The sequence below is a fragment of the Dichelobacter nodosus genome (assembly GCF_001263335.1).
GTDB lineage: Bacteria > Pseudomonadota > Gammaproteobacteria > Cardiobacteriales > Cardiobacteriaceae > Dichelobacter > Dichelobacter nodosus.
Genome location: NZ_LGVW01000028.1, coordinates 218,745 through 235,984 on the forward strand (window position 1 = coordinate 218,745; position 17,240 = coordinate 235,984).

19 protein-coding genes and 1 other RNA gene are annotated in these 17,240 nt (G+C 44.4%); 1 reads left to right on the plus strand and 19 read right to left on the minus strand.

Annotated features, from left to right (window positions below; all coding sequences use genetic code 11):
• Positions 1-25: 25 nt before the first annotated feature.
• From mnmE to surE, 13 genes are all read right to left on the minus strand, one after another.
• Complete coding sequence (mnmE, locus tag AKG33_RS05570; protein WP_012031261.1) at positions 26-1,378, minus strand: tRNA uridine-5-carboxymethylaminomethyl(34) synthesis GTPase MnmE; 1,353 nt, start codon at positions 1,376-1,378, stop codon at positions 26-28.
• Positions 1,375-3,009 carry a membrane protein insertase YidC gene (yidC, locus tag AKG33_RS05575; protein ID WP_012031262.1) on the minus strand — a complete coding sequence of 545 codons (1,635 nt, stop codon included), beginning with the start codon at positions 3,007-3,009 and terminating at the stop codon, positions 1,375-1,377. The genes mnmE and yidC overlap by 4 nt, the downstream gene beginning before the upstream one ends.
• The gene (yidD, locus tag AKG33_RS07200; protein WP_012031263.1) at positions 2,999-3,235 is read right to left on the minus strand and encodes a membrane protein insertion efficiency factor YidD; all 237 of its coding nucleotides are present in this window, start codon (positions 3,233-3,235) and stop codon (positions 2,999-3,001) included. The genes yidC and yidD overlap by 11 nt, the downstream gene beginning before the upstream one ends.
• On the minus strand, positions 3,232-3,582 hold the full coding sequence (rnpA, locus tag AKG33_RS05580; RefSeq protein ID WP_012031264.1) for a ribonuclease P protein component: 351 nt from the start codon (positions 3,580-3,582) through the stop codon (positions 3,232-3,234). The genes yidD and rnpA overlap by 4 nt, the downstream gene beginning before the upstream one ends.
• A 2-nt stretch (positions 3,583-3,584) precedes the next feature.
• Positions 3,585-3,722, minus strand: coding sequence for a 50S ribosomal protein L34 (rpmH, locus tag AKG33_RS07205; protein ID WP_012031265.1), 138 nt, complete (start codon positions 3,720-3,722; stop codon positions 3,585-3,587).
• 105 nt (positions 3,723-3,827) lie between these two features.
• Positions 3,828-4,433 (minus strand): recombination mediator RecR, encoded by a 606-nt coding sequence (recR, locus tag AKG33_RS05585; protein WP_012031266.1) that lies wholly within the window; start codon positions 4,431-4,433, stop codon positions 3,828-3,830.
• Positions 4,434-4,760 (minus strand): YbaB/EbfC family nucleoid-associated protein, encoded by a 327-nt coding sequence (locus AKG33_RS05590; RefSeq protein ID WP_012031267.1) that lies wholly within the window; start codon positions 4,758-4,760, stop codon positions 4,434-4,436.
• Positions 4,757-6,754, minus strand: coding sequence for a DNA polymerase III subunit gamma/tau (gene dnaX, locus AKG33_RS05595; protein WP_050708022.1), 1,998 nt, complete (start codon positions 6,752-6,754; stop codon positions 4,757-4,759). The genes AKG33_RS05590 and dnaX overlap by 4 nt, the downstream gene beginning before the upstream one ends.
• 27 nt (positions 6,755-6,781) lie before the next feature.
• Positions 6,782-6,877, minus strand: an RNA gene (ffs, locus tag AKG33_RS07210) — signal recognition particle sRNA small type.
• Positions 6,878-6,960: 83 nt separating this feature from the next.
• Positions 6,961-8,397 carry a peptidoglycan-binding protein gene (locus tag AKG33_RS05600; protein ID WP_012031269.1) on the minus strand — a complete coding sequence of 479 codons (1,437 nt, stop codon included), beginning with the start codon at positions 8,395-8,397 and terminating at the stop codon, positions 6,961-6,963.
• Positions 8,398-8,405: 8 nt separating this feature from the next.
• A complete protein-coding gene (locus AKG33_RS05605) occupies positions 8,406-8,999 on the minus strand; it encodes an NUDIX domain-containing protein (protein ID WP_012031270.1) in 594 nt (197 codons plus the stop codon).
• 1 nt (position 9,000) lies between these two features.
• Positions 9,001-9,702, minus strand: a complete 702-nt coding sequence (locus AKG33_RS05610; RefSeq protein ID WP_012031271.1) for a peptidoglycan DD-metalloendopeptidase family protein — start codon at positions 9,700-9,702, stop codon at positions 9,001-9,003.
• Positions 9,699-10,451, minus strand: coding sequence for a 5'/3'-nucleotidase SurE (surE, locus tag AKG33_RS05615; protein WP_012031272.1), 753 nt, complete (start codon positions 10,449-10,451; stop codon positions 9,699-9,701). The genes AKG33_RS05610 and surE overlap by 4 nt, the downstream gene beginning before the upstream one ends.
• Before the next feature lie 143 nt (positions 10,452-10,594).
• On the opposite strand from surE, the gene AKG33_RS05620 reads away from it, so the two are divergent.
• Entirely contained in the window at positions 10,595-11,245 is a 651-nt protein-coding gene (locus tag AKG33_RS05620; RefSeq protein ID WP_012031273.1) for a nuclease-related domain-containing protein, read from the plus strand.
• 3 nt (positions 11,246-11,248) lie between these two features.
• Here AKG33_RS05620 and AKG33_RS05625 read toward each other — a convergent pair whose 3' ends face one another.
• Genes AKG33_RS05625 through mreC form a run of 6 tightly spaced genes read right to left on the minus strand, consistent with a single transcriptional unit; the run spans position 11,249 to position 17,240 of the window.
• Positions 11,249-11,851, minus strand: a complete 603-nt coding sequence (locus AKG33_RS05625; RefSeq protein ID WP_012031274.1) for a septal ring lytic transglycosylase RlpA family protein — start codon at positions 11,849-11,851, stop codon at positions 11,249-11,251.
• A gap of 18 nt (positions 11,852-11,869) precedes the next feature.
• A complete protein-coding gene (gene mltB, locus AKG33_RS05630; RefSeq protein WP_012031275.1) occupies positions 11,870-12,886 on the minus strand; it encodes a lytic murein transglycosylase B in 1,017 nt (338 codons plus the stop codon).
• Positions 12,883-14,007 carry a rod shape-determining protein RodA gene (gene rodA / locus AKG33_RS05635; RefSeq protein ID WP_012031276.1) on the minus strand — a complete coding sequence of 375 codons (1,125 nt, stop codon included), beginning with the start codon at positions 14,005-14,007 and terminating at the stop codon, positions 12,883-12,885. Before rodA ends, mltB begins: the two co-directional genes overlap by 4 nt.
• Positions 14,004-15,896 carry a penicillin-binding protein 2 gene (gene mrdA / locus AKG33_RS05640; protein ID WP_050708023.1) on the minus strand — a complete coding sequence of 631 codons (1,893 nt, stop codon included), beginning with the start codon at positions 15,894-15,896 and terminating at the stop codon, positions 14,004-14,006. The genes rodA and mrdA overlap by 4 nt, the downstream gene beginning before the upstream one ends.
• Positions 15,889-16,368 (minus strand): hypothetical protein, encoded by a 480-nt coding sequence (locus AKG33_RS05645; RefSeq protein WP_012031278.1) that lies wholly within the window; start codon positions 16,366-16,368, stop codon positions 15,889-15,891. Before AKG33_RS05645 ends, mrdA begins: the two co-directional genes overlap by 8 nt.
• A complete protein-coding gene (mreC, locus tag AKG33_RS05650; RefSeq protein ID WP_012031279.1) occupies positions 16,368-17,240 on the minus strand; it encodes a rod shape-determining protein MreC in 873 nt (290 codons plus the stop codon). The genes AKG33_RS05645 and mreC overlap by 1 nt, the downstream gene beginning before the upstream one ends.

Below are 17,240 nucleotides of genomic sequence, written 5' to 3' on the forward strand. Positions count from 1 at the left end.
TATGTTTTTAATGGATATTAATTTCTTATTTACCAATACAAAATCCGGAAAAAATTTCATCTAATAAATCGTCAGAGCTTACCGTTCCCGTAATCGTGCCCAAAGCCAGATGCGCCAAACGCAATTCTTCCGCCACCAATTCTGCAACAAAAAATTGTTCCAATTGTTGCAAAGCGCGTTGCAAATGCGCTTCTACGGACTCGAGCGCGTGAATATGACGTTTTCGCGCGATAAAAACCGTTTCTTCATGCTGATTTTTACCGGCTAACGTGGCAATTTTTTTCAATAATATTTCTATTCCAGCGCCAGTTTTTGCCGATATCCACAAACCATCACCAGCAGTTTGTTCATCAACTAAATCTGCCTTGTTATAAACCACCAAAAACTGGGCATGCGGCGCTAATTGATGCAATTCTTCTTGTAACGACACAAACTCCGCCCGCGCATCATTATCACGCGCGCTGCCGTCTGCCAGCAATAAAACGATATCAGCGCGTTTTACGGCATCGAAACTGCGGCGAATGCCTTCTTGTTCCACCAAATCCTGACTTTCTCGTAAACCCGCGGTATCCGATAAATGAACGGGAATGCCATCAATGATCCAATCTTCACGCACGATATCGCGCGTCGTTCCTGCTTGCGGCGTCACAATCGCGCGTTCTTCGCCTAATAACGCATTGAGTAAACTCGATTTTCCCGCGTTAGGTTTTCCCGCTAATACCAAATGAATCCCGTCATTGAGTAGTTGCCCCTGCTGCGATTGCGCGAGTAATTGCTGCGTTTTTTGCAAAGAATCAACCAGTTTTTCCCGAATTTTTCCTTCACCCAAAAAATCAATCTCATCTTCGGAAAAATCCAACGACGCTTCCACATAAACGCGCAACCGCAACAATTCATCGGCTAACGCATCAATTTTTTGAGAAAAAACGCCCTGCAAAGAACGATTCGCTGCCCGCAACGCATCTTGTGAACGCGCATGAATTAAATCCGCCACCGCTTCGGCTTGCGCTAAATCCAATTTATCGTTTAAAAATGCCCGTTGCGTAAATTCTCCAGCGTGCGCCAAACGCGCGCCAAAATCTAAAGTTGCAGACAATAAAGCATGAGCAACGGCAATGCCGCCATGCCCTTGTAATTCAACAACATCTTCTCCAGTAAACGAATGAGGCGCCGGAAAATAAAGCACAATTCCTTGATCGATTTGTTCGCCGGATAAGTCATAAAAATGGCTCAAAATCGCCTGCCGCGGCACCAGATTTTTTTTGTGTGTGATATTAACCGCGATCGCGTGCGCTTGTGCGCCGCTTATCCTAATAATGCAAACGCCTCCAATTCCCGGAGGCGTTGCAATTGCTGCGATGGTTTCGTTAGCAATCATGATTGTGCGCTGGTTACCCGTTGACCATAACGTTTATTCATCACGTATTGCTGCACGATGGAAAACGCATTGCTCATCGTCCAATACAATACCAATCCTGATGGGAACCACATAAACATAAACCCAAAAACCAACGGCATCATCATCATCACTTTTGCCTGAGTTGGATCAGGTGGTGGCGGATTGAGTTTTTGTTGTAAAAACATCAACGCGGCATTGATGATCGGCAGAATATAAAGCGGATCCATAGATGATAAATCTTGAATCCAACCTATCCACGGCGCGTGGCGCAATTCAACGGATTCTGCCAAAACCCAATAAAACGCAATAAAAAATGGAATTTGCAATAACATCGGCAAACAACCACTGGCAGGATTGACTTTTCTATCGCGATACAGTTGCATCATTGCTTGACTAAAGGCTTGTTTATCTTCGCCATATTGCGCTTTTAAGCGATTGATTTCGGGTTGTAACGCCCGCATTTTTGCCATCGATTTATACGCCCACGCCGACGGCACAAAAAACAAACATTTAATTAATAAAGTCATCACGATAATCGCGCCGCCCCAGTTGCCGATGACTGTATAAATGAAGGTCATGACGTGAAACATCAATTGGGAAATCATAAAGAGATAACCGTAATCAATGGTTTTATCTAAATATGGCGCGATCGCGGATAAATTTTTGCTGATTTTGGGCCCAATATAACCGGTAGATTTGAAATGATGCGTATCACGCGGCGCAATTGTTACTTCTTTGTCGTGCGTACCGACGATATGGTCGCCGTTATCGTATTGTGTATATAAACGATTTTCTACGCCCGATTGCGGCACCACGGCAGCTAAAAAATAATGCTGCATCATCGCCACCCAACCCGTTTGGGTAACTTCATTTAATTTGGCTTTTTTAGCGCTGGCGATGTCTTTTAATTCGATTTTGTTATAACGATTTTCTTCAGAGGAAGTCACCGCGCCCGTAAAAGTTGCTACTTGTCCCAAACCGCCCATTTTGGCAGCTTCTCCAAAAGCAATTTGGCGATAAGCAAAACCTTGCCACGGGCGTTCGCTTTGGTTCTCTACGGTTTCCTCAATTTCAAAACGATAAGTACCGCGATGGAATGTAAAAGTTTTGGTAAACCGCACGCCGTGCTCATCTTCCCACGTAAAAGGAACGCTGATATGTTCCGCATCATCTGGTAAAACATATTCTTTTTGCGCGCTCTTCCATTGTGAAAAATGATTGGGCGCTGTTGTTCCCGATTGACTGACTAACCCCGATTGAAACACCATGCGGCTAGGATTTTCTGCATGTAATAAAGTCAACGGCGATTTATTATCAATTGTAAACGCGTAATTGAGTAATTTCGCTTCCACAATTGAAGCGCCTTGAGTGGAAAACGCAATATCCAATACATCGGTTTTCACACGCACCCGATCGGGTGCTTCCGAGGTTTCAGAAGCCGAAATTGGCGGTTGTTGATCAAGCGTTTCTGTTTTTTTAACGGTTTGACTGGCAACCGGCAATGTTGGTGATACTTCAACGGGACGATTTGCCACTTGCCAACGTTGCCACAAAATAAAAAATAACCCCGCTGCGAGGGTATACAAAACTACTCTAAGATTACCTTTCATGTTTCTCCACATCTTTTTCCGGTACAGGATCATAGCCCCCCGAACACCACGGCCCACAACGCATTATTCTTTTAATACCGAGCCAGCTGCCCCGCCAAGAACCATGACGGCGAATTGCCTCTTCCGTGTAATGAGAACAACTGGGCACGAAACGGCACTGCTGACCGAGGTAAGGACTTAAAGTCAGACGATATAATTTGATTAAGCCAATGAGAATTCGACTCATGATTGAATATGTTTCCAATGCCGTGCCAGCGAGCGTTGTAATTCATCGTTTGTGGCTGTTTGTGCGGAAGCTCTTGCTAATACGACCAAATCAAGCAATTTTTTAAAACGGTATTGACGGAAACTCTCACGCACCACGCGCTTTACACGATTGCGTTCATGAGCTCTAGCGATGTGACGCTTTGCAACGATGATTCCCAAACGAGCTCGCTCTTCGCCGCAAAAACGTCCCAAAACGGTGAAATAACGGTCACTACTTCGCTGATCGGGCGTGGCAAAAACGCGGTCAAATTCTCCACGCTGTGTTAACCGCGCATTTTTTGAAAAACGGTTATCGGGTGTTGCCACATTTAAACCGTAAGACGATAACGACCTTTTGCACGACGGCGACTTAATACTTGACGACCATTTTTTGTTGCCATTCTGGCGCGAAAACCATGAGTGCGCTTACGGCTAAGATTACTGGGTTGGAAGGTACGCTTAGACATTTTTAACTCCTAAGACAAAATTCAAAGCGCGGAATCATACGCAGCCCCTTGAAAAAAGTCAATTAAAAACATCGCGCGGCAAAATGTTTGCCATCATCAAAAAATTTATAACTCATGATAGTGATCGCGGCTTTGAAATGCGTGATGCAACGTTTGTTTATCGATATAAGATAATTCACTGCCCAGCGGCACGCCATAAGCTAAACGGGTGGCTTGAATGCCGTGTTTAGCCGCCAGTTCGGCTAAAAAATACGCCGTCGTTTCGCCCTCAAGCGTGGCATTGGTCGCCAATACGAGTTCAGAAATAGCCTCATTTGCCAACCGATCATCTAAAATATCCATGCCCAACGCTTCTGGTCCCATACCATCGAGCGGCGCAATATGTCCCATTAAAACAAAGAATAAACCGCGATAATCGGTTGCTTGTTCAATCGCGATAACGTCTGCCGGCGTTTCCACAACGCAAATTTGCTGCCGATTGCGCAACGGATCGGCACACAATAAACACACTTCAGCATCGCTTAAATTGCGGCAATAACGGCAGCGCTGCACCGTCGCCAGCGCCGTTGTTAACGCCTTTGCTAACGTTGCCGCTTCAGCATTTTTCTTTAACAATAAATCCAAAGCCATACGTTGCGCCGTTTTTTTCCCAACGCCGGATAAACACGTCAACGCCTGCACTAATGCATCAAAACTGGGTGAAAATGACATTTAAAAAGGTAATTTAAATCCATTAGGCAAATTCAATCCCGCAGTAATCGCGCTCATTTCTCGTTGCGTTAATTCTTGCACTTTTTGCACCGCATCATTAAATGCTGCGGCGATTAACGCCTCTAAAATTTCTGGAGATTCTTGTTGTGCTTCTTTTGAAATATGTACGCGTTCGCAACCATAATGACCATTTAAAACAATCTCAACTGCGCCCGCACCCGATTGACCTGTGACCGTTTTATTAACCAAATCCGCCTGCATTTTTTGCATATTTTCTTGAACTTCTTGGGCTTTTTTCATCATACTGCCCAATCCACTTTTTATCATATCGATTCCTTTTTATCTAAAACACAAATACTGTCGCGCATAATTTTACCGTGAAAATCGGTCATCAAAGTACGCACGACGGGATTTTGAAGCAATTTTTGCTTTGCCATTTGATGCATCTGATCGGATTCTTGCTGACGTAACATCGCGGGCGTTGCGATCGTATCGTCAAACGTAATGCTCACCGCGATTTTTCTGGCACACGATGCGCTTAAAATTCGCGTTAAATCCGCCAAACGTTGCTCATTTACCCACGATGCCGCAGCGGATAAAACTGCCAACTGCAAGCTATCATTTTGAAAAGAAACAGGAATACTTTGTTCCACAAGCGACTGCAAAAAAACATCTTCCACGGGCAAAGTATTTAAAAACTGCGACCACAATTGCAATTGATTAACCGCTTGCTCCAATTGAATAACGGATTTATTTTCTGACGATTTCAGCGGCACGGTATTCATTTCTAATTCATCGTTATGCCACGGCGGTAAATCCACATCATTATTATCCGGCACATCATTTTCTGACGATTCCAGCGGCGCGGTATTTATCATTTCTAATTCATCATCACGCCACGGCGGCATATCCGCATCATTGTCATTCGGCACATCATTTTCTGACGCTTCCGCCGGCGCGGTATTCATCATTTCTAATTCATCATCACGCCACGGCGGCAAATCGACACCGTTATTATCCGGCGCATCATTTTCTAACGGTTCTGCCGGCGCGGTGTTTATCATTTCTGATTCATCATCATGCCACGGCGGTAAATCCACATCATTATTATCCGGTACATCATTTTCTGACGATTCCAGCGGCGCGGTATTCATTTCTGATTCATCATCACGCCACGGCGGTAAATCCACATCGTTATCCGGTTCTGGAATGATGTGTTTTTCGGATATCGTCGTTTCTGGAAGCAACGGCTGCAATGCAATCATGCGTAAAAACGTCATTTCCAACGCCACGCGCATATCGGGCTGATAAGGCATACTTTGCCAAGCATCGCTGATAATTTGATACCACAATTGCACCAATTCCACAGGCAATTGTTGCGCTAAACGCACCAAGGTTTGATCAATTTCATTTGGGTTTTGCTGCGCTTGCAATTGCGCGACGGTAATTTGTTGTAATCCTTGAAAAACATGCCGTAAAACGTCCATATAATCGGGCGAAAAAGCATCTAATTCTGTCAAAATCGCCCGCACCGCCCGCGCATCGCTTTCGGCAATTTTCGTTAACAAACGATAAATCTGCGCCGTGGGCACCGCGCCCAATAAATAAGCCACATCATCGGTTTTCACTACGCCTTGCCCGTAAGCGATGGCTTGATCCAAAAAGCTCAAGCCGTCCCGCATACTGCCGCGCGCTGCCTGCGCTAAAAGCACCAATGCTTCTGCTTCATAATCAATGCGTTCTACTTGCAAAATATGCGCTAAATGCTGCCGCAATTGTTCAGGATTAATATTTTTGAGATGAAATTGTAAACACCGCGATAAAACGGTTGTCGGCACTTTTTGAATATCTGTGGTAGCAAGAATAAATTTAACGTGCGGCGGCGGTTCTTCCAAAGTTTTTAACAATGCGTTAAAACTTTCCCGCGTAAACATATGCACTTCATCAATCAAATAAACCTTATAACGTCCTTTAACGGGCGCATAAGGCAGGTTATCGAGCAACTCTTTAGTTTCATCGATTCCGCGCCGAGAAGCGGCATCTACTTCAATTAAATCAGGAAAACGACCTTGATCAATTTCTAAACAATGTTCACATTGTCCGCAAGGTTGAGCGCTGGTGCCGTTAATTAAACAATTAAGCGATTTGGCATAAATGCGCGCGAGAGAGGTTTTACCGACGCCGCGCGTACCGGTAAAAAGATAGGCGTGATGAAGGCGATCATGATCTAAGGCATAACTTAGCGCTTGCGTAATATGCTGCTGCCCTACGAGTTCACGAAATGTTTTGGGTCGCCATTTTCGTGCTAAAACCTGATACATAAATCGTTACCCTCAAAAACAAAGAGGTCTGTACCAGCACCCTTCGGCACCCAAATCACCGCTACCGCTGCTTCCTTCCGGACCTGACGGGGTTGACGGCTTATTGTCGCGAAGAACCAATACAGACCAGTGCGCGATTATAAAGTAAAAAAAGCAAAAAGCAATCATCAATTAAAAAGAATAGATAATATTTTGAAACCAAAAAACTAATGGCACACCAAACTCACCATAATGCCCGTATTACTCAAAATCGCATCGCACGGCTTATCGGCTCCTGATGGATAATGCGTTTCGCACCAACTGCCATCTAAAGCCTGCCCGTTGATTTGGCACACCCGCGGACTATCCCCAAATTTCAATATTCCCGACAATTTATTAAAACTATATTTTTTCGCCGGCACGTAAGTTGATAATTCCGTTTTTTGCGCTTGTTCTGCGGCTTCTTTTTCCGCTTGCGCCGTACGAACGGCTTGCAACTGCGCCAAACGCATTTGCTCCTGTTGCATTCTTTCCAATTCCATTTGCTTTTGTTGCGCTTGTAATAACGCTTGCTGGCGCCGTTTTTGTTCTTCTTGCTGTGCTTTTTGCTTTTCGGCGATCAATTGCGCGGCTTGCGCGCGCTCCGTTCTTTCGGCGGCGGCTGCTTTTGCTGCCACCAATTGCGCTTGTTGCAATGCGGCTTGTGCTTTTTGTTCTGCCAACAAATTGCGCGACGTTTGCCGCAATGGAATTTTTTGTGACGCGGGCGCGTCTAACATATCGCGCAACGTATTTTTAACATCTTCATGATGAATCGTATTTTTGGACTCAACAAAATTCATCTGTGCAACGTGTTTTTGCAATTGCGCAGCAACAAGACGCTCTCGTTCTAAAGCTTTTTGTTGCTCGCGTTCTTCAAACTGTTTGCGGGCGATTTCTTGTTGCCGCAAACGTTCCGCCGCTGCTTTTTTTTGTTGTTCTCGTTGTTTTTTTGCAATTAACTGATTTTTTTCAATTTGTTTTTTATTATTTTCGTTTTCCGTCAACATAATTTGATAAATGAGCCGGTCATCGATAAAGCTATAAGTTAACCACGGCAATTGATATTGTTTTCGCAGCGCGATTAACGCCTCTTGCGTTTTTTTACCAATAATACCGTCCGCGCCGCCGGCAGCATAACCAAAGTGATTTAAACGCTGCTGAACTTTAGCCGTTAAACGGCGGTTAAAAATCCGCAGCCAATCCGCCGTGATTTTGCCGGTAGTTTTTTGTTTTTGTGATTTCTGAAACGCTTTGATGCCCGATTGCGTATCTTGATTATAAACGCCATCAATAACACCGGCGTCAAAATCCAAAAAGCGCAATCCCGTTTGAATTAAACGAATTAAAGCGCTGGAATATTCGCCTTCTTTGGCTACTTTTTGTTTGACTAACCATTGCTGCAATTCGCTCGCACCGCCCATTGCCGCTAAATCATAAAGCGTTAAACCATATTCATCGCTCACATCAATCGCGCATTGATTTGCCAGATAACGGGCTACAACATTTTGCTCGCCACGATAAACTGCCGCAAATAACGGCTCTTTATTTTGGCAATCGAACGCAAAAGCTAAAGTATGAATGGAAAATAATCCGAAAAATAACACTCTTGAAATGGTGCTCATGAATTGGCTCACTTAAATAAAGAAACGCGATCGCGCAAGAAAAACGCCTGTAAAGCTAATAATAACGTTGCATTACGAATTACCCCTTCTTGTAACCAACGTTGCGCTTGTTGCCGAGAAACCCGCATCACACGAATATCTTCACCTTCTTCATGCAATCCGGTTAGCGGCTGAATTTTATTCACATCGACGCGTGCAAAATATAAATGAGTCACGGCGCCACTTCCGCCGGGACTCGCAAAATAACGCATTACCGGCAGCAACTCTTCTGCCGGCGTGCCAATTTCTTCTTGTAATTCGCGCTGAATACACTGTTCTGGCGATTCATTTGCCTTATCCATAAAACCTGCCACAATCTCCACGCTCCAAGGCTTTTCACCAGCTGCCAGCAAACCAATTCTAAATTGTTCAATAAAAACAAACTCATCCGTATTAGGATCATAAGGAAGCGCAGCAACAACGCCGCCGGTGCCGAGACATTCGCGCGCCAATGCACCGCTCCACCCACCGCTAAAATATTGAAAATCAACCAAATAACGCGTTATTTTAAAAAAACCGTGATAAACTTCTTCACAATTCAAAATACGGTATTTATATTCCACATCAATACCTTGGTGAAGTTCCGATATAAATATGTGGATTAACGGGTTTACCTTGTTTTCTGGTTTCAAAATGCAACATTGGCGTACTATTTGCCGCAATCCCCATAGTGCCAATTGCTTGACCGGCGGCAATTGTTTGTCCTTCGCGCACTAAAATTTCATCTAAAAAACCATAAGCTGACAAAATTCTTCCGGGGTGTTGAATAATCACCATGCGCCCAAAACCAGATAATCCTGTTCCGGTATACGCCACTTCTCCAGACGCCGCAGCGACGATTTTTTGTCCGCGCTGACCACTGATGCGGATACCTTGTTTACCCGGCGCGTTAGAAGAGAAATTTTGCGCCAAATCTCCTCGTGTCGGCCAAATCCAACCGCTCATACCGGTAGCGGTAACTTCTGGAACGATTATGCGCTCGCGCATTACGCCGATCGGCGGAATCGTTTGCAAAGCTTCTCCAGCTAATATACGGTTTTTATTAGTAATATTATTCCAACGCGCTAATTCATCAATATCCAAACCATAGCGCCACGCGATGCCGAATAAAGTATCGCCTTTTTGAATCATATAGGGCGCACCGGGTTTTAAGGCGCCGCGTTGTCCGTGTAATTCATACGGCGAGGGGTAAGAATGGCAACCAGCAATAATTACTGCTGCTGTCAGTAAAAAACCAATCCATAACTGCTTTACATTTTTTTTCATCTCATAGGCTCCAACCAATGTTTCACCGCTTCCAGTTGATCATCATGCGTCACATCAAACTGCAATGGCGTAATCGACACAAATCCCTGTTCAATGGCAGCAAAATCGCTTCCCTCATCAGCTAAAAACCCCCCTTTATTCGCCCCAATCCAATAACATTCCTCTTGCCGCGGATTGATCATTTTTTCCAGCGGACGCTCCTGACGACATTGTCCCAATCGCGTCACGCGTATCCCCCGAATTTCTGCCCGCGGCAAATCCGGAATATTGATATTCAACAGCGTAGCGCCGGTTAATGGATTTTTTTTAAAAAAGGAGAATAAATCTAACACAATCTGCGCAGTATCCGCGAGATGTTTGGGACGATGGGCAACATTGGAAATTGCCAACGCTGGAAATTTTAAATACCGCCCTTCAAAAGCCGCCGCAACCGTGCCCGAATAAAGCACATCATCGCCCAAATTTGCTCCACAATTAATGCCCGAAATCACCATATCTGGCACTTCATCAAAATAACCACCCACCGCCACGCGCACACAATCTGCCGGCGTACCATTTACGCTATAAATCGCGTTGCCGTGAGTTTGCACGGTTAAAGGTCGTGTTAATGTTAGAGCATGACTAACGCCGCTGCAGTTGCTTTCCGGCGCCATCACGATCAAGCGCTCAACGGCGCCCTCCATCACTTCCACCAATGCGCGCATTCCCGCCGATGCATAGCCATCATCGTTAGATAGCAGCAAAAACATAATCGCTCCTTTGATCAAAATTGAGGTTAGAGTGTACCGAAAGGTTGCTAACTTTCAACAAATTTATCATCATAAACCGCCCCGCGATTGCTCCCATAACGAAATTCGTTTTTTTGCTGACGGTTTGAGTGTAAAGGAAGATAATGTCTCGTCAACATATCGTATTGTTTATATTATTCTTTTTAATTTTCATCAGCGCCATTATCATCATAAAAGTGCATTCTGCGCCCCAATATCGCACCCGTTCGGAGCAAAAAGGCGCGCTCGGCGAAGCAAAAGTTTCCGCACTCAATCAACAACTTAACCGCCATTATCAAGCGCTTGATGACATATTAATGCCGTTAAAAAATGGTAAAACCACCCAAATCGACCACATCATTTTTTCCCCTTTTGGGATTTTCGTTATTGAAACCAAAAACATGAGCGGTTGGATTTTTGGTGACGAAAACGCAGCTTATTGGACGCAAGTTTTGCCCAACGGACGCCAATTTTCGTTTCAAAATCCACTACATCAAAACCGCAAACATTGCCGTGTTATCTGCGAAAGTCTACATTTACCGGCTATCAATATTATTTCGGTCATCGTTTTTATTGGCGATTGCAGTTTTAAAACGCCGATGCCAAGCAACGTATGTTTGGGGGGGAAAGCTTATTTGCGCTATATAAAACGCCGAAAGAAAATCCGTATTCCCCAAAAATATATCATGCCGATGATGCGGCATATTAACGCGGTACGTTTAAAAAATACGGAAAAAAACCGGCGCCGTCACATTCAAAACCTGCAATCATCTTGACCATTATTTTACGGTCACAATACTGACATTGGTCACGCCTGAATGCAGCAATCCAATTTTTTGTGCGGCGGCTTGAGAAAGATCGAGCACACGATTGCTATGAAAAGGACCGCGGTCGTTGATTTTTACCACTACACTTTTACCATTTTTTAAATTTGTCACTCTGATTTTAGTGCCCAAAGGTAAACGTTTGTGGGCAGCAGTCAGTTCATTTTGATTAAAAATTTCACCACTTGCCGTTTTTTTACCGTGAAAACCCGGACCATACCAAGAAGCGGTTCCTTCTTGTTTAAAATCATTAGCATGCGCTAAAGTTTGATATGTTTTTCCGCGGACGGTGTATTCATAAGATGTAGCTTCTGCTATCGCAGCGCTTTTTTCCACCGCGTTTTTTTGATTATCATCAAGCAAACTAAGGCGCGAACGCTCATATTCAGATTTTGTAAAATCCAAATATTTCACGATTTTGATGGGTTGCTCACGATCCTTTGCTTGTTTATCAGATTCAGATTCAGAAAAATCTTTCTCTTGAGGCGCTGATATTGTTTGGCTAAAAGAAGGCAGACTCGCCAAAAGCACGATTAGCGCGATATTTCGTGTAATCATTAGTGTTCTCGGTTAAGTTTACGGAATTTGAGTGTTAATCTTTCGATTAATACTTTCTGCTAATTCGATGACCGCCATAGCGTACATCGGCGAGCTATTATAGCGAGTCACAACGTAAAAGTTATTATCAGTCAACCAATAAAGTGATCCTTTCTCTCCTTGTAAAATCAAGGTTCCCAAATTTTTCCGCTGATTTAAACCTAACCATTTCATGAATTTTTGGTCATTTTTCAGGCTGTTGCCGTTCATTAAATCTTCTGCGGGAATGTGCGGTTTATGACTTTCACCAAAATGCGGGTGCGTCAAAGATGACGTTAACGGATAAACGAGTTGCCCATCTTTTTCCCACTGCCGATTTTTTAAATAACGCGCAATGCTTCCAATCGCATCAGCGGGACTGCCCCACAAATCCACCCGACCATCGCCATCAAAATCAACGGCATCATTGAGATAACTATTCGGCATAAATTGCGCCATGCCCATAGCGCCAGCATAAGATCCTTTAATTTGTAACGGATTCCAATTTTCGCGCTGCGCCAAAATTAAAAAACGATCCAATTCACCGCAAAAAAAATCCGCGCGCGGGGGATAATCAAAACACAAAGTAGCGAGCGCCGTTAAAACCGGCGTATCGCCAGTAACCGTGCCATAACGCGTTTCCACGCCAATAATGGCAACAATAATGCTCGGATCAACACCGTACTCTTCCTGTGCTTTTTTTAACCACCAATAATGGTTGCGATAAAAATCAATGCCGCCGGCAATGCGCGCTTCATCATGAAAAATTTGACGATATTCAAACCACGGCTTGGTTTTTTCCGCCGGTTTACTGATTTTTTTCAAAACGTCATCATCGCGCTGAATTGCCATTAATAACCGCGATAAATAGTTAAAATCCATTTTTTCGCGGTAACTTAGAGCAGTCATATGATCCACCGCTTCTCGATTGCGCGCATAATTTTTCGCATAGCCATCAGTTGGCGATAAAGATAAACCAACAATTAAAACGATGATGCTCAAAAAACCATTCCTCATAACTGCTCCTGTTCTTTGTCAGACATAAATCCAGCGTGTACATTCATTGCAAGGGCAAAAGCAACCATTAACGATAATATCGAACTGCCCCCGTAACTGATTAATGCCAACGGTAATCCCACCACCGGCAAAAATCCACTCACCATACCGATATTGACAAATACATTAATAAAAAAAGTTAAAAAAACACTACCGCTTAAAATGCAAGCGAAACGGTCGGTTAGGCGGGTGGATAAGTATAACCCACGCAAAATAATGAGTAAGTATATCGTCAGCAATATCGTCACCCCGATTAAACCGTGTTCTTCTGCGAGCACGGCAAAAATAAAATCCGTACTCGATTCGGGTAAAAACGCCAATTGCGATTGCGTTCCCGACATATAACCTTTACCAAAAACGCCGCCCGAACCGATGGCAATTTTCGACTGAATAATGTGATAACCCGCGCCAAACGGATCCGCTTCGGGATTAAACAAAGTTAAAATCCGCTGCCGCTGATAATCTTTAATGCCCCAAAACCAAAAAACCGGCAAAATCACCGCGGTTAACGTGATTAAAATCCCCAAAAACCACCAAGAAAGTCCCGCTAAAAATAAAGCGATGATGCCCGACGCGGTCACTAAAATTGCCGTTCCCAAATCGGGCTGCAAAAAAATAAACCAAACGGGAAAAATGATAAACAACGCGATGGCAAAAATATCCTGACTGCGCGGTAATTGCGCTTGACGGCTGGCATACCACGCCACCATCATCGGCACGCTTAATTTTGCTAATTCTGACGGTTGCACGCGCAAAAATTTCAAATCTAACCAACGTTGAGCGCCGCCGGCGCTACTGCCAAAAAACAACACCAAAATCAGCAGCACGATCGTTATCACGTATAAAAAAGGTGTTAATTTCCGAATCAATACGGACGGCACCATCATAATGAACAAAAAAACGCTCCACGCCAGCGCAAAATGAAGCATTTGCCGCCACAAAATATGCGCATCGTTATTGGAACTGTATAAAATCAATAAACTGCCGAGCATCAGCAATAACAATAATAAAATCAACCACCAATCAAAACGTTTTAACCAATTGGACATGCCCTGCCACGGTTGATCATGATCGGCAATCATAATGTTGTTTGCTCCTTCTGATTTAAATAAAAATCACAAATTTCACGAACCATCGGCGCCGCAACCGAACTGCCCCCGCCGCCGCGTTCGACCACCAAACTAATTGCCATCTTCGGCGCTTTCACCGGCGCATAAGCAATAAACATTGCATTATCCTGATGCTCTTTGGCAAGTTGTTTACTGGGAATGCGTTTATTATTTTTAAACGAAATCACCTGCACGGTTCCTGATTTTGCTGCCATGCGATATTGCAATCCCTGCGCGATTTTGCTCGCGGTACCGCCGCGCCCGTGTACCACATCTTCCAAAGCACGCTCTACAATATGCCATTGATTTTCATTATAAATATCCATAACGCTTGCCGGCGGTTGATTCATCGCAATAAAAGACATCGTTACGGGATCGTAGACGCGGCGCAATAAATGCGGCACAAACGTTTTGCCTTTTCGCGCGATTAAAGTAGTCATATAAGCCAATTGCAGCGGCGTTGTCGTCATAAAACCTTGCCCGATGCTGACATTCACCGTATCGCCGATATACCAATTACTTTGGTAAAGATTTTGCTTCCACTGCCGATTGGGCATAATTCCGGACGCTTCATTAGGCAAATCGATGCCCGTTAAACGACCAATAGCAAAATGGCGCAAATATTCATACATGCGATCAATGCCCATTTGCGCGCCCAAAGAATAAAAATAAACATCACAAGAATGCGCGATCGCCTGCCGTCCCGTTAAACTGCCGTGACCGCTGCGTTTCCAACAATGAAAACGTTTTTTACTATTGGCAATCGTGTAATGACCGCTGCAATAAATACGGGTTGACGGCTGCACAATTTGATAATGAAGTCCTGCGAGTAACATCAGCGGTTTGATAACGGATCCCGGCGGATAAGCGCCTTTTAATGCACGATCGTATAAAGGTCCGTGCGGATCTTCGAGTAAACGTTGATAATGGCGCTGGGAAATACCTTGTGTAAATAAATTGCTATCAAAACCGGGTTTGGAAACCATCGCTAAAACGCTGCCGTTTTCCGGATTAATCACCACGCACGCGCCGCGATAATCGCCCAAAATGTCGTAAATAAATTTTTGTAATCCAACGTCCAAACTTAAATAAATATCTTCACCGCGCTGCGCCGGCACTTCGCTTAAAACGCGCACCAAATTATTATTAGCATCGGTTTCAACTTGCTGATAACCCGATTTGCCGCGCAACCGTTCCTCATATTGCCGCTCAATGCCCAAACGTCCAATAAAACGAATGCCGCGATAATCATCGGGATTAATATCGGCTAAATCTTCTTCGCTGATGCGATTGGTATAACCGATAACGTGCGCGGTGAGTTCGCCGTACGGATAATAACGTTCGTAATACGGTTCAATTTCCACGCCGGCAAATTGATATAAATGCGCCGATAAACGGTAATATTCCCCTTCATTTAATGAAGCTTTTAATACTACGTTTTCATAACGCCGAGAAGCTTGGAATTGTTCAATAAATTGCGCTTTTTCTTCCGCGCTCAACGGCAAAATGGTTTCGATTTTTCCCAATAAATCATGAACATTATCAACATGCGATGGATTGACGGTTACTTGATAGCGCAAAATATTTTCCGTCAGCGCCACGCCGCGCGCGTCGTAGATCGTGCCGCGTTCGGGAACTAACGGTTTGATGCGAATACGATTAAGTTCTGAGCGCGTACTGTAATATTCGTGGCGGTTGACTTGCAAATAAAAAAGCCGCGCAAATAAACTCAACATGCCCGCAATCACGATCACCATGCAAAAAACCACGCGGCGGGTAAAAGAAAGTTTGAGATAAGCGTCGCCATCGCTTTGTTCGGGAATAGACGACAAAGAATCGCGGTATTTCAAGGGATTATTCATGTTCACGAGGAATAAAACGCATGATAAATTTACTGGTGAGTACGTTAATAATCGGCCAAATCAGCAGTTGCGCCAAAATGCTTCCGTACCACCCCGAAATCGCCGGCACACGCATCACCAAATAAAACAGTAAAAATTTTAAAATCACAAAACACACTGAAGTGACGATCATCGCGGCGATTTGTTCAAAAGTAGAGCTGATAATCCAAAACCGGCGCATCGGAAATAGCGCAAATGCCATGATGGTGTATAAAAGACCATGAAAACCCAACCAAACCGATGCCGCCATATCCGCCAATAAACTCACCGGCAATAAATAGCGCCAAATGGGCAAAGTTGGCGCATGAAAATATAAATACACCATCATCACCACTAAAATATCGGGCAAAACTATCCACGGCGCAAAAACGGCTAACAGCATCTGCACCGCCCAGCCGCTTAATAAAAACAAGAATACGGGATAATGACGCATCACTTTTCTTCCTCTTTTTCCGGCGCCGGCGGCCCTACGGGAATATAAAGCGAATCAGCGAGTTGCCGGCGGTCGAGTAGTAATACTTCTAACATCGTTTGCAAATGCGCGAGCGGTTTTAAGCGCACTTGCAAAAAGCCGTAGCGCTGCTCACGATTAACGCTAACCACTTCTGCAACCGGATAACCGCGCGGAAAAATACCGCCTAATCCCGAACTTAATAAATGATCGCCGATGCGAATATCAGTTTCCAAACGCAACGCCGGCATCGTTAAAACGCCTGCCTCTGCCGAACCGGATAATAAAGCGCGCTGATGCGTGCGTTCGATATAAACGGGAACGCGGCTGCGCCCGTCGCTAATCAACATCACTTCCGCCTGATTCGGGTAAACAGCAATCACTTGCCCGATTAAACCGTGCGGATCGATCACGGCTTGATGCTCGTAAACGCCATCGCGCGCACCTTTATTAATCATCACCGTTTCTCGATAACCTTCGATCATCGTATCGCTTAATTCTGCCACCATCACCGGCTCCGTCACGTTGGCAACGGATTCCATTAACATTCTCAAACGGCGATTTTCCGCCTGCAAATGTCCTAATAATTGCATTTGCGCCCGCAACATTTCGTTTTCGCGCAATAAATTATCGCAGCGAGAAGCTAAAGCTTTTTTGTTTTGCCATTGATAAAGATATTGCCGCAAATTCAACCACGGCGCTTGAATAACCGCCCGCAACGGGTGATAAATCCATTGATACAATTCAGCTTGTACGGGTTGCAACCAAGAACCCGTACCTTGCGCAATTAATAAAGAAAGCGATAAAAAAGCGGCAAAAGTGGTGCGCAAAACCCAACCGCGGCGCGTTAACAT